We start from the raw sequence: 11,552 nt of genomic DNA on the forward strand, positions 1-11,552 counted from the left end.
TGTTAGCTTTAGTTGACACTATGAGCGTAACGACGAACATACACCCACGGAGATACCCAGCCCCGGCAACGGTGCTTGAACTCCTGAAACCCGTGACATGGTTCCCACCGATGTGGGCCTATATGTGCGGGGTCGTGTCGTCTGGCGTGCCGATCCGCGATCATTGGGGGCTTGCGCTGCTGGGCGTGGTGCTGGCCGGGCCGATCGTTTGCGCGATGAGCCAAGCCGCGAATGACTGGTGTGACCGTCATGTGGACGCGATCAACGAGCCTGAGCGCCCGATCCCATCGGGCCGGATGCCGGGGCGCTGGGGGCTCTACATCGCGTGGATCTGGACCGGAATCTCGCTCGCCGTCGGCGCTTTGCTTGGCCCGTTGGGGTTTGCCGCGACCGTTTTTGGCGTGATCTGCGCCTGGGCCTATTCGGCGGAACCGGTGCGCCTGAAACGCTCCGGCTGGGTTGGACCGGGGGTGGTTGGCCTCTGCTATGAGGGGCTTCCGTGGTTCACCGGCGCGGCTGTCATGGCGGCGGCGAGTGGCGCGGGATGGGTCCGCTGGGAAGTGGTTATCGTCGCGGCACTCTATGCGATTGGTGCGCATGGCATCATGACCCTCAATGATTTCAAGGCGATAGAGGGGGACACCCAACAGGGCGTGAATTCCTTGCCCGTCACCCTTGGCCCCGAGCGTGCCGCGCGGTTGGCCTGCTGGGTCATGGCCGTGCCGCAGGTTGTCGTGCTGGGCCTGCTGATCCTGTGGGGTCAGCCCATCGGCGCGGCTTGGATCATCGCCGTGCTCGCACTGCAATTCATGGCCATGCGCAAGCTGCTGCGCGACCCGAAGGCCAACGCGCCATGGTATAACGCAACCGGCGTCGCCCTTTATGTCACTGGCATGATGGCCACGGCCTTTGCACTCGGGGGGATGGTATGAAACCGCTCGGATGGCTCGGGATCATGCGGCTGGGGCTGGTGCAGATGGCGCTTGGCTCCATCATCGTACTGACCACGGCGACGATGAACCGGGTGATGGTGGTGGAGCTGGCTTTGCCCGCGATCCTGCCGGGGCTGCTGGTCGCCTTATACCAGGGCACCCAGATGATGCGCCCGAAATTCGGGCATTCTGCCGATGTGAGCGCTGCGCGCACCCGCTGGATCATTGGCGGCATGGCCGTGCTGGTCGCGGGCGCGGTGCTGGCGTCGATGTCCATCGCGGTGATGGACGGAAACACCGCACTTGGCGTTCTGATTGCGGTGGGGGCGTTTGTCCTCATCGGCTTTGGCCTCGGCTCGTCGGCCACGAACCTTTTGGCACTTCTGGCGATGCGCGTCGCGGATGAGCGAAAGGCGGCGGCAGGCTCCGCCGTGTGGATCATGATGATTGCCGGGCTTGCCGTGACGGGCATCGTCGCGGGCATCAACCTTGATCCCTATTCCCACACCCGCCTGATCGCTGTCACCGCGATTGTTGGCGCAATTGCGATGACCCTGTGCCTCGTTGGCGTTTGGGGGCAGGAGCGTGGCGCGGTGGCCACCGCGCAAGAGGGCAAGGGCGACTTTCGCGCAGCGATTGCAGAGGTCTGGAATGACCCGGTCGCGCGCTCTTTCTCCATCTTCGTGTTCGCCGCGATGCTGGCCTATAACACGCAAGACCTGATCCTTGAGCCTTATGGCGGGCATGTGTTCGGCATGACACCGGGGGACAGCACGAAACTTGGCGGGATGCAGCACGCGGGCGCGCTGACGGGGATGCTGCTGGTGCTGATATCGGGCACGCTGTTGCGCCGCTTCGTGACCATCCCGGTGCGCGCGTGGGTCGTGGGCGGCTGCATGGGGTCAGGCGTGGCGTTGATCGCGCTTGGGCTTGGCGGGCAAAGCGGCGCGGACTGGCCCGTGACGGCCAATGTGTTCCTCCTTGGGCTGACGAATGGCGCATTCGCGGTGGCGGCCATTGGCGCGATGATGATGCTGGCCACGGGCGGGGATCGCGCGCGCGAAGGCACACGGATGGGAGTGTTTGGCGCGGCGCAGGCGGTGGCGTTCGGGCTTGGCTCTTTCTTGGGTACGGTGGCCGTCGATGTGATGCGCAGCCTCACGCCCGACCTGCCGCTGGCTTACGGCACGGTGTTCATCGCCGAAGGCGGATTGTTCCTGATCTCTGCCCTCTTGGCGGCAAAAATTGGTTTCTCGGTGCCGGAGCGCGGCACAGCACAGATGGTTCCGGGAGAATGAGCATGGAATTCGACGCAGTTGTGATCGGTGGTGGCCCATGCGGGGCGACGACGGCAATGGATCTGGCGCGCAATGGCTGGACCGTGGCGCTCCTTGATAAGGCAGGCCGGATCAAGCCCTGCGGCGGCGCGATCCCGCCCCGCTGCGTGCGTGATTTCGACATCCCCGACGCGCAACTGGTTGCCAAGATTGACACCGCGCGCATGATCTCCCCCAAAGGCGCGCATGTCGATATCCCCATCGAGAACGGCTATGTCGGCATGGTGGACCGGGAGCATTTCGACGAATTCCTCCGCGTCCGCGCGGCAGAGGCCGGGGCCACGCGCCTCACCGGAACTTACCTGAAAGTGGAGCGGGAGGGCGGCGATACCTTTGTCTCCTACCGCCCGAAAGAGGCGGGCGCGGAGCCTGTTCGGCTCAAGACCCGCTTGGTGATCGGCGCGGATGGCGCGCGCTCCAACGTGGCGAAACAGGAAATCCCAGATGGCGGCGACATCACCTATGTCATCGCCTATCACGAAATCATCAAGGCCCCGGCCAACCATGACGAGGCCCCTAAATACAACGCGGGCCGCTGCGATGTGGTCTATAACGGCGCGATCTCCCCCGATTTCTACGGCTGGGTGTTTCCGCATGGGGAGAATGCCTCCGTCGGGATGGGCACGGGGATCAAGGGCTTCGATCTGAAGGTCGCCACCGCGCAACTGCGCGCCGATAGTGGCCTGACGCATTGCGAAACCATCCGCACCGAAGGCGCGCCAATTCCCTTGAAGCCGATGAAACGCTGGGACAATGGCAAGGATGTGCTGGTCGCGGGCGACGCGGCGGGCGTCGTGGCCCCGTCGTCGGGTGAGGGGATCTATTACGCCATGTGCTGTGGCCGCCGCGCGGCGGAAGCGGGCCACATGGCGCTGGCCAAGAACAATGGCCGCTACCTGCGCCTTGCCCGTCGCCGTTTCATGCGGGAGCACGGCATGGTGTTTCGCGTGCTTGGCCGGATGCAGGACACGTGGTATCGCTCCGATGACCGGCGTGAGCGTTTCGTGACCCTGTGCAACGATATCGACGTGCAGCGCCTGACATTCGAGGCCTATATGCACAAACAACTCGTTTTCGCCAAACCGATCGCGCATCTGCGCATCTTTGCCAAGAATTGCCTGCACCTTGCCCGATTGATCCCCGCGTCATGAGTAGCGATATCCTCATACCCGCCTGGGAGGAGGGCGTGCTGCGCCCCGTCGAAAAGCTCGCCGTCCATGCCCGCGCGCTGCGCCACCCGGCGATTTCGGTGTTCGTGATGGACGGGGACAAGACGCTGATCCAGCAACGCGCGTTGACGAAATATCACACGCCGGGCCTTTGGGCGAATGCCTGCTGCACCCATCCCCATTGGGGCGAGTCGATGGCGCGGTGTGCCGCGCGCCGCCTGAACGAAGAGCTTGGCATTTCCGGCCTCCCCCTGCGCCCGCGCGGGCAGCTTGAATACCGCGCCGAGGTTGGCGGCGGTCTGACAGAGCATGAGGTCGTTTCCGTCTTTGTCGGCGATGCGTCCGAAGGGTCGCTTTCCATTGCGCCGAACCCGGATGAGGTGCACGCGACCGAATGGGTGACGCTTGATGAATTGCGCACCCGGATCGAGACGGATCCGAAATCCTATACCCCGTGGCTCGCGATCTACCTCGCGCAGCACGCCGACCAGATTTTCAATCAAAGCGCGGCCTGATCCGCGCGTTCCAAGACCAAGGTATCCCAATGGCTCCCACTAAGACGATCCTGAAAGCGCTCGCGGGCGAAACCCAAGCCGTGCCGCCCGTGTGGATGATGCGACAGGCCGGGCGCTATCTGCCGGAATACCGCGCGACCCGGGCGCAGGCCGGCAGCTTCCTCGATCTGTGCTATAACCCGGAGCTTGCCACCGAAGTGACGCTCCAGCCGATCCGGCGCTATGGTTTTGACGCGGCGATCCTGTTTGCCGATATCCTGTTGGTCCCACAGGGGCTTGGCGCTGATCTGACATTCGTGCAGGGCGAGGGACCGCGCCTCTCGACCGTCCAAAATGCTGAGGATTTCGCGAAACTGCGCGCCGCTGGGGATGTGCATGACGTCGTGCACCCGATCTATGAAACGGTGAAGATGCTGCGCCGCGAATTGCCCGAAGAGACCACCCTCATTGGATTTGCCGGTGCGCCATGGACCGTGGCGACCTATATGATCGCCGGGCGCGGCACGCCCGATCAGGCCCCCGCCCGGCGGCTGATGTATGGGGACAGGGCGACATTCGACGCGCTGATGGACCTTATCACCGACGCGACCGCCCAGTACCTGATCGCCCAGATCGACGCCGGGGCCGAGGTGGTCAAGATGTTCGACAGCTGGGCCGGTGCACTGCCCGGCCTCGAATTTGAGCGCTACGCGGTCCGCCCCGCGCAAAAGATCGTGGCCGCGATCCGCGAAAAGCACCCCGATGTGCCGATCATCGGCTTCCCCCGTGGCGCGGGCGGCAATTACGCGACCTATGCCGATGCGGTGGATGTGCAGGCCGTGGCCCTGGACACCTCCGTCGATCCGGCATGGGCGGCCGCCAATGTGCAGACCAAGACATGCACGCAGGGCAACATGGACCCGCTCTTTATGGTGCAGGGCGGCGATGCGCTGGTTGATGCGGTCAAGGCGACGTGCAAGGCGTTCTCCGGTGGCCCGCATATCTTCAACCTTGGCCACGGCATCACGCCCGACGCGGATCCCGATAACGTCCAGCGGATGCTCGACGCGATCCGCAACTGACCCTCAGACGGGGCGGGAGACGCGCAGCGTCGCCGCCCCCGCGAGCCCCAGAACCGACGCGCTCACCCGCTGCACGATCCGCATCCGCCGGGGCGCTGCAAACAGTGCGCGCAGCGCGGATGCACCGTAAAGCCAGCACAGGCTGTTGATCAGCGCCACACCGACAAAACTCAACACAAGCACCCCGAATTGCAGCGCCACCGGCGCGCTCGTATCCACGAATTGCGGCACGAACGCGATGTAGAAGATCGGCCCTTTCGGATTTAGAACGCTGATCAGAAAGGAGCGCACGAACAGCCGCCCAAACGGTAGCTCTGGTGCTTCACCCGCCGTGATATCCGTTGCAGGCGCACGCCACAGCTGGATCGCCATCCAGATCAGATAGCAGCCCCCCAGCAGCTTCATCACTGTGAAGGCCGTCGCGGACGCGGCCAAGACCGCCCCGGCTCCGGCAAGGGAGACGGACATCCCCACCAGCGCGCCAAGCGCCACGCCCGGCACGGTCGCCCAGCCCGACCTGCGCCCGTCACGCAGGGCATGGGTAACCGTCAGCACCACATTCGGTCCGGGGATGACCACAACCATGGCGCTGGCCAGCACGAATGCGATCCATGTCTCGATACTCATGACGCGTCACCGCCCGGAATACCGCTCCCCAGATGCACCTCCTCGCGCGCGATGGCCCATTCGATCATCACGCGCCACATGTCCTCGGCCAGTTGCGGGTCAAGCCCTTGTGCCTCGGCGAGCCCGCGCACATTGTCGATCACCTGCTGCACACGATCCACGGTGCGGGCTGGGAGCCTTTCGATTTTCTTGAGGTCCACGGCCCGGTCGATATAGCCGCTCCGCTCGGTCAACAGCGCGATCAGGGCGCGGTCAATCTCATCAATACCAAGCCGCAACTCGGCCATGCTGGCGCAGTCTTGCGCGGGGGTGCGGGCCATATCTGGGCTCCCTTCCTTCTTCATCCTGCCATCTGTTTCACCCGATAATGGCGTGATTACAACGCAATACCACCCTTCTCTCAGCGCGCCCTTGCGGTTTCTTTTTTCCTTAAATACCTCCCGCCGGAGGCACCCGCCGCATGGCACATGCGGCGGCCCGGCCCAAAGGGAGCGTCAGCGACGTGCGGGAGCGCTCCCAATGAAAAAGGGCGCAGCTTGCGCCACGCCCTGTCTCATTTCCGTTGGTCCAGAAGTCACTGCGTTGCAGCGGCCTCCTCATAGACCGGTTCGGGCGACACAAGCTCTGGCCACTGATCGAGCATATTTGCACCCAAGAGAGGCTGGTTCGCCCCCTGGTGGCAGGTCGCGCAATACGCTTTGGGCGCATCGCCAAGCGGCCCAAGCCGGTTGTCCGGGTATTCGCCCTGAAGCGGGATCAGATACTCATTGTTGAGTTCCTGAACCATCGCGATCCCCAGAAGTGCTGTGGAATGGTACGGCGTCACCTGCTCTGCGTCATAGAACGCGCGGCTGTTGTGACAATAGGTACAATTCACACCAAGGCTTTCAGAGAAGTGCATCATGAGCGCATAGGTCCGCTCGGTATGCTGGATGCTGGCCGTGCCTTCGCTTGGCTCCCGCGGCACATAGGAGGAGACGGAGATCGGCTCATAGTTCACCAGATACCGCTCGATCGCATCCGTGGGCAGGGAGCTATAGGCCACCTGTTCCACACCCCGGTTCTGATAGGCCGCCGACGGGCCGACATTCTCATGCGGGACGGAGGAGAACCAGATGTATTCCGGCACGTTCTGCCCCCGGTGACAGGTATAGCAGGTCACGCCCACGCCCTCACCGGATGCGTTCACATGCGCGCCCCAGCCGTCATTGATGGTCCAGTTCATCTGGATCATCCGCCGGGCCACGACCTTGGTATATTTCTCATCCGAGGCCATGTTGCCATCGTCGGCGTGGCAATAGGTGCACCCCTGCTCGGGGCTGACCCATTCGGTGATCGCCCCCATCAGACGGTTGAAATTCGCCTCCGTCAGACCGCCCAGAACCTGCACGTTCTCATAGAAGTCGATATCGCGCATCAGCTCTTCGCCGTCCGCCGGGGGATAGGGCTCCTCGAAATAGGGGACGTACTCATTGTCCGCCACCTGCTGTTCGATTTCGCTCTCGAATTTCGTCACCCCCATGGCGACCCCACGGAACCCGATTTGCTCGGATTCAGTCGGGACCACGGTTTTGCCGAACCAGTAGGGAACGCCGACATAGGCAATAGAGCCAAAGAAGACGACGCCCGCGACGATGGCACCAACGGCGAACTGTCCACCAATCGCTGCCCAGAGGCTAGATTTATCGTTGAAGTCCATCAGATCAGCCTCCGTTCGGTGTGGGTGCAAAGAAGGCGAACGGATATTCCGGGGCATAATGGTGCTCGACCGCCCAGAGATACCAGTTATCGACCACCGTTCCGGTGAGCAGGATGCCGATACCACCCGTGATCGGGGTCAGTACCGCAAACCACCACGCCCAGCGGTGAATGCCTTCCATCGTGGCGTTAAAGCCCATGGTCCAGCGCCAGAAAAGGGCTGCCCGCTCGGACGCCGTGCCGCGATCATAGATCTGCTCCAATTCGCGGTCCCCGCCCAGCCGGGTGACGGCCAGAATGGTCGCCCCGTGCATCGCGAACAGCAGCGTGGAGCCATAGAGGAACACGATGGAGAGCGCGTGGAACGGGTTATAGAACAGGTTGCCATAACGAAGGCTGAACGCGGTGGTCCAATCCAGATGCGGGAAGATGCCATAGGGCACAGCCTCGGCCCAGCTTCCCATCAGGATCGGCCGGAACAGGCCCAGCACGAGGAACAACCAGATCGCCGCACCAAAGGCCCAGCAGACATGGTATCCCATCCCGTGGCTGACCGCCCGAAGGTAGGAGCGGATCCACCATGAGATCACCGAAATGAGCAGAAAGAAGCTCGCGATGATATACCAGCCTCCATCATTCAGGGGCGGCATCGACAGGCCATATTCGGCCGATGGCGGCTCAAGTGCCAGCCAGAACAGCTGCCGGATGAACTCAGGGATCGACCAGCCGACCTGCGCCAGCATGTTGAACCCGATGATATTCGCCCAGAGCGTGCCCGTGATGATGGAAACGACCCCGAACCAGCCGATATAGATCGGCCCGATCTGCGCGTTTCCGATGGCGCCGGCGAGCCGGCTGAACCACGGGGTGCCGTAGCGGAAATTCTCCGCTCCATCGAGGGTCTTGGTGCCCATTTCGGGCGGCCCCTCGACCTGCACCTGCGTGAAGATGTTTTGATATTCCATTGTTTTCATCCTCTCTCAGGTTCAGCCCACATGGCCCCAGATTGGCAGCTCAAGCCACCAGTTCCACCATTCGGGCCAGCCTTTGGTCCAGAACGGGCCGGAAATGACGATGCAGACAGCGGACCAGAAGCCTGCGTTTAGAGCGAGCAACAGGCCCACACGGTGAATGCCCAGCGTGCCGACGGAATACCCGATGAAATCGCGGAAGAACGTGTCCTCGTGATCGGGTGTCTTGGCTTCACGATCCCCACCTGGGTTCGCTGCGGACAGGACCAGTGCGCCATGCAGCGCGAGCGCCAGCGTCGTGGTGAAGAAGAACGTCACCGCCAACATATGCGCCGGGTTGTAGTGGAAGTGCAGGTATTGATAGCCGGTGTTGGACACCCAATCGAGGTGGCTCCAAATCCCGTATGGGAAGCCATGCCCCCAAGCACCCATCAGCATGGGCCGGAACACCACGAGCGTGGTATAGGCAAAGATCGCCACACCGAATGCAATCGGCACATGATAGCCGATGCCCAGCTTTTTGGAGATTTCAACTTCCCGCAGGGCCCAGCTGATGAACGCGCCATGGGCACAGATCGTGATGATCTGCCACAGGCCGCCATATTCCAGCGGAGCCATTCCCAGACCATAGGACAGGTCCGGTGGGGCGATGTTGATGAGCCACGGGTTCCACTCACCTTGCAGGGCCGCGCCCCACAGGATCATAAGCGTGCCCAGGGCCGCAAAGAAGATTGTCGTGACGCCGAAGAAGCCAACATAGAACGGCCCGACCCAGAAATCGAATAGGTCTCCGCCGATCAACGTGCCACCGCGGACGCGATATTTTTTCTCGAAACTGAGCATAGCCATGAGCGTACTCTCCGCTAGACGGGGGCGTCGGCCACACTTGGCAGTCAGGCGCCGTAGTTGAACTTTGGGTTGTCGCGGGCGATGGGGGAGCATCCTCCGCCCGCGACTGTCACAACGGGTTCGAAACCGTGGATCAGCCCATGGCTGCGAGTTCGAACCAGTTGTAATGCTCGGTGCTCAAGAGCACGAGGTGGATCATCGCTGCGAGCAGGAACAGGAAGATACCCTGTGCCACGAACACGCGACGCGGATCGAAGACGAGCCAGATCTTGTAGAACTTGTTCATTTTCTATCCTTCCTCAGAACCAGGGACGCCAGATGAACACGGCCAGGTGCGCCACGATCGCTACTGCGGAGAACAATTGAAGTCCGCTCATGTAAACGCTGTGAAGCTCCTGTGCCTGCTCGTCGGTGAGCCCGGTAAACGACAGTGTCGTGTTGTCAGCCATTATGCTGTCCTCCGGATTTGAGCCGGCGCCGCTGGTGTCCTCGCGGCCAGGATGGTGGGAAGCGCCCCACCGTTCTCCCTGGGTTGCCCCAAAGAAAATTCATGTTCGGTCCGACGCATCGTCAGACCGAGAAAATCAGTGGCGTGACGATATTCGCCATCACCTTTGCTTCGCCCCAGATCGTCCGGCGCTCACGGCTGACGCCAAAGGCGCGGCGGCGGGCGGACGGGATCAGGACACGCACTGCCGCGATGGGCAGGGACGCTGCGAAAATCAGTGTGAAATACACACGGTATTCGAGGCCCTCTCCACGGCGATGGCGGGCATGGGCCACCGGGGTCGCGTCTTCAAACTGCTTGTGGTCAAGCGAAGCCATGTCAGTCTCCTGTCGGGGTTTGCGGGCGCAGTTTCGCGACCGTCGTTATGTCCACACGCTCCGCCCCGGCATCGAGTGCTGCTTTCTCGGCAGCGTCGCGCAGGGATTTGGCGGCGGAAATGCGGGTAAGGATCGGATGGGTGGCGACGATGCGGTCAAGCTCGGCCTGAGCCTCCGTATCCCATGGCAATTCTTGGCGCAGGGTCGTCGGCGTGGCCTCGGCACTGTCCATGTCACTGCCCAAGGGCAGGATGTGGAACAGGGCGTCAAACAGACCGTTGCACACTTCCTGAAGCAGATAGGTCGCCCCGGCATAGCCCATAAAGGGCGTGCCAGTGTGCCGCCGGATCGCGGCACCGGGGAAACTCGCGGGGATAAAGGCAGGGGCCGGGCCGAAACCGGCCTTCATCTCCGCCAAATACATTTTCTCGTTGATCGAGCCCATGACGATCAGCGGGCGCTTTTGATGCATCATCGCGCGCACTTCGTCATTATCCGTCTTTTTGCCGCGCACACGGGCCACGGCAAAGGCGCAAGGCAGGCCCAGATCATTCTCAAGGTAATTGCGGATGCCGCGCGCGTAGGTCTCGTTCGCGACAATCGCGAATTCCGCAGTGGCAAAGAAATCCTGCGTGACCGACCGCCACAGATCCCAAACGGGTTTGATCGTGGAATGCTTTTCCCGCTCGATGAACGGCTCGGGATCAAGGCCCAGAAGCTCACCGAGCTTGCGCAGGAATTTCGTGGTGCTGTCGATGCCGATGGGTGCTTGCAGATACGGCTTGTCCAACACTTCCGCGAGGCCACGGCCAAATTCGCGGTACATCACGACATTCACGTCCGCATCGACCAGCCGTGCGGCATCCGCGATATGCGATCCCAGCGGCCATGTCATGTTGACCTCAGCGCCGATCCCTTCAACCAGACGCCGAATTTCGGCCAGATCGGAGGGCATGTTGAACGTGCCGTACATCGGGCCAAGCAGGTTGACGCGCGGCTTTGCACCTTCGTCGCGCTTCTTTTCCTTGGGCATCCGGCCCTTGGTCATACCAAATTCGGTAAAGCCCCAGGTCATCGCGCGATCCGCGCATTCCCATTGGTCCTCGTCGATGGTGCGCGGCAGGAAGCGTTGGATATTGGTGCCTTGCGGTGTCACCCCACCGCCGATCATCTCCGCGATGGAGCCGGTCACAACCACCGCCGGAAGCGCGGGATCAAGCGTACCCCAAGCACGCTTCATCGCGCCCTCGGTCCCGGCACGGCCAAGCTCCTCTTCGCCCAGACCCGTCGTCACGATAGGCAATTCATGGGGCGGCAGACCGTCGGTGTAGTGCAGGACGGAGGTCACGGGCAGGTTTTCACAGCCCACCGGGCCGTCGATAACCACTTGCAGGCCCTTCATCGCGCAGAATGCGTAAACAGCGCCCCAATATCCGCCAGCGCGGTCGTGATCTTGGACTAGCATGTCGCGCCCCCCTGATAGGAGGAGAGGGCAGCGACCGTCCGCGGGCGTCGCGCGAAGCGCCCGCCCGAGGGGGCGGTCGGGCGCTGCCCGGCGGTGCCGCCGG

Annotated in this window: 14 protein-coding genes; 5 read left to right on the plus strand and 9 right to left on the minus strand. The window is 62.5% G+C overall.

The genetic code is table 11. The features are described from left to right. Positions 1-20 precede the first annotated feature (20 nt). Genes chlG through hemE form a run of 5 tightly spaced genes read left to right on the plus strand, consistent with a single transcriptional unit; the run spans position 21 to position 5,014 of the window. Positions 21-932 carry a chlorophyll synthase ChlG gene (chlG, locus tag FHS89_RS00295; protein WP_184007298.1) on the plus strand — a complete coding sequence of 304 codons (912 nt, stop codon included), beginning with the start codon at positions 21-23 and terminating at the stop codon, positions 930-932. Further along, positions 929-2,230, plus strand: a complete 1,302-nt coding sequence (locus FHS89_RS00300; RefSeq protein ID WP_184007300.1) for a BCD family MFS transporter — start codon at positions 929-931, stop codon at positions 2,228-2,230. Before chlG ends, FHS89_RS00300 begins: the two co-directional genes overlap by 4 nt. Before the next feature lie 2 nt (positions 2,231-2,232). Next, the gene (locus tag FHS89_RS00305; RefSeq protein ID WP_184007302.1) at positions 2,233-3,420 is read left to right on the plus strand and encodes a geranylgeranyl diphosphate reductase; all 1,188 of its coding nucleotides are present in this window, start codon (positions 2,233-2,235) and stop codon (positions 3,418-3,420) included. Next, positions 3,417-3,953: an isopentenyl-diphosphate Delta-isomerase gene (gene idi / locus FHS89_RS00310; RefSeq protein ID WP_184007304.1), complete on the plus strand. Its 537-nt coding sequence runs from the start codon at positions 3,417-3,419 to the stop codon at positions 3,951-3,953. Before FHS89_RS00305 ends, idi begins: the two co-directional genes overlap by 4 nt. A gap of 29 nt (positions 3,954-3,982) precedes the next feature. Then, complete coding sequence (gene hemE, locus FHS89_RS00315; RefSeq protein WP_184007306.1) at positions 3,983-5,014, plus strand: uroporphyrinogen decarboxylase; 1,032 nt, start codon at positions 3,983-3,985, stop codon at positions 5,012-5,014. A gap of 3 nt (positions 5,015-5,017) precedes the next feature. On the opposite strand, the gene FHS89_RS00320 is transcribed toward hemE, so the two are convergent. From FHS89_RS00320 to bchZ, 9 genes are all read right to left on the minus strand, one after another. Further along, a complete protein-coding gene (locus FHS89_RS00320) occupies positions 5,018-5,641 on the minus strand; it encodes a LysE family translocator (RefSeq protein ID WP_184007308.1) in 624 nt (207 codons plus the stop codon). Continuing rightward, positions 5,638-5,961 carry a chorismate mutase gene (locus tag FHS89_RS00325; RefSeq protein ID WP_184007310.1) on the minus strand — a complete coding sequence of 108 codons (324 nt, stop codon included), beginning with the start codon at positions 5,959-5,961 and terminating at the stop codon, positions 5,638-5,640. Before FHS89_RS00325 ends, FHS89_RS00320 begins: the two co-directional genes overlap by 4 nt. A 254-nt stretch (positions 5,962-6,215) precedes the next feature. Then, positions 6,216-7,340, minus strand: coding sequence for a photosynthetic reaction center cytochrome PufC (gene pufC, locus FHS89_RS00330; RefSeq protein ID WP_184007312.1), 1,125 nt, complete (start codon positions 7,338-7,340; stop codon positions 6,216-6,218). Between the two features lie 4 nt (positions 7,341-7,344). After that, a complete protein-coding gene (pufM, locus tag FHS89_RS00335) occupies positions 7,345-8,313 on the minus strand; it encodes a photosynthetic reaction center subunit M (RefSeq protein WP_184007314.1) in 969 nt (322 codons plus the stop codon). A gap of 12 nt (positions 8,314-8,325) precedes the next feature. Beyond that, positions 8,326-9,159 carry a photosynthetic reaction center subunit L gene (gene pufL / locus FHS89_RS00340; RefSeq protein WP_184007316.1) on the minus strand — a complete coding sequence of 278 codons (834 nt, stop codon included), beginning with the start codon at positions 9,157-9,159 and terminating at the stop codon, positions 8,326-8,328. A gap of 133 nt (positions 9,160-9,292) precedes the next feature. Then, on the minus strand, positions 9,293-9,445 hold the full coding sequence (pufA, locus tag FHS89_RS00345) for a light-harvesting antenna LH1, alpha subunit (protein ID WP_184007318.1): 153 nt from the start codon (positions 9,443-9,445) through the stop codon (positions 9,293-9,295). A gap of 13 nt (positions 9,446-9,458) precedes the next feature. Further along, positions 9,459-9,608: a light-harvesting antenna LH1, beta subunit gene (gene pufB / locus FHS89_RS00350; protein WP_184007320.1), complete on the minus strand. Its 150-nt coding sequence runs from the start codon at positions 9,606-9,608 to the stop codon at positions 9,459-9,461. A 121-nt stretch (positions 9,609-9,729) separates the two neighbouring features. Further along, positions 9,730-9,984: a cytochrome PufQ gene (gene pufQ / locus FHS89_RS00355; RefSeq protein ID WP_184007322.1), complete on the minus strand. Its 255-nt coding sequence runs from the start codon at positions 9,982-9,984 to the stop codon at positions 9,730-9,732. A 1-nt stretch (position 9,985) separates the two neighbouring features. Beyond that, positions 9,986-11,449: a chlorophyllide a reductase subunit Z gene (bchZ, locus tag FHS89_RS00360; RefSeq protein ID WP_184007324.1), complete on the minus strand. Its 1,464-nt coding sequence runs from the start codon at positions 11,447-11,449 to the stop codon at positions 9,986-9,988. Between the last annotated feature and the right edge of the window lie 103 nt (positions 11,450-11,552).

It is taken from the genome of Rubricella aquisinus (assembly GCF_014199445.1).
GTDB classification, from domain to species: Bacteria; Pseudomonadota; Alphaproteobacteria; order Rhodobacterales; family Rhodobacteraceae; genus Rubricella; species Rubricella aquisinus.

What these genes read in the sequence shown, in the direction of transcription:
- pufQ (WP_184007322.1), bottom strand. Translation starts at nt 9,984, where the DNA reads ATGGCTTCGCTTGACCACAAGCAGTTTGAAGACGCGACCCCGGTGGCC.
- pufL (WP_184007316.1), bottom strand. Translation starts at nt 9,159, where the DNA reads ATGGCTATGCTCAGTTTCGAGAAAAAATATCGCGTCCGCGGTGGCACG.
- pufA (WP_184007318.1), bottom strand. Translation starts at nt 9,445, where the DNA reads ATGAACAAGTTCTACAAGATCTGGCTCGTCTTCGATCCGCGTCGCGTG.
- bchZ (WP_184007324.1), bottom strand. Translation starts at nt 11,449, where the DNA reads ATGCTAGTCCAAGATCACGACCGCGCTGGCGGATATTGGGGCGCTGTT.
- chlG (WP_184007298.1), top strand. Translation starts at nt 21, where the DNA reads ATGAGCGTAACGACGAACATACACCCACGGAGATACCCAGCCCCGGCA.
- FHS89_RS00305 (WP_184007302.1), top strand. Translation starts at nt 2,233, where the DNA reads ATGGAATTCGACGCAGTTGTGATCGGTGGTGGCCCATGCGGGGCGACG.
- pufC (WP_184007312.1), bottom strand. Translation starts at nt 7,340, where the DNA reads ATGGACTTCAACGATAAATCTAGCCTCTGGGCAGCGATTGGTGGACAG.
- pufM (WP_184007314.1), bottom strand. Translation starts at nt 8,313, where the DNA reads ATGAAAACAATGGAATATCAAAACATCTTCACGCAGGTGCAGGTCGAG.
- idi (WP_184007304.1), top strand. Translation starts at nt 3,417, where the DNA reads ATGAGTAGCGATATCCTCATACCCGCCTGGGAGGAGGGCGTGCTGCGC.
- FHS89_RS00325 (WP_184007310.1), bottom strand. Translation starts at nt 5,961, where the DNA reads ATGGCCCGCACCCCCGCGCAAGACTGCGCCAGCATGGCCGAGTTGCGG.
- FHS89_RS00300 (WP_184007300.1), top strand. Translation starts at nt 929, where the DNA reads ATGAAACCGCTCGGATGGCTCGGGATCATGCGGCTGGGGCTGGTGCAG.
- FHS89_RS00320 (WP_184007308.1), bottom strand. Translation starts at nt 5,641, where the DNA reads ATGAGTATCGAGACATGGATCGCATTCGTGCTGGCCAGCGCCATGGTT.
- hemE (WP_184007306.1), top strand. Translation starts at nt 3,983, where the DNA reads ATGGCTCCCACTAAGACGATCCTGAAAGCGCTCGCGGGCGAAACCCAA.
- pufB (WP_184007320.1), bottom strand. Translation starts at nt 9,608, where the DNA reads ATGGCTGACAACACGACACTGTCGTTTACCGGGCTCACCGACGAGCAG.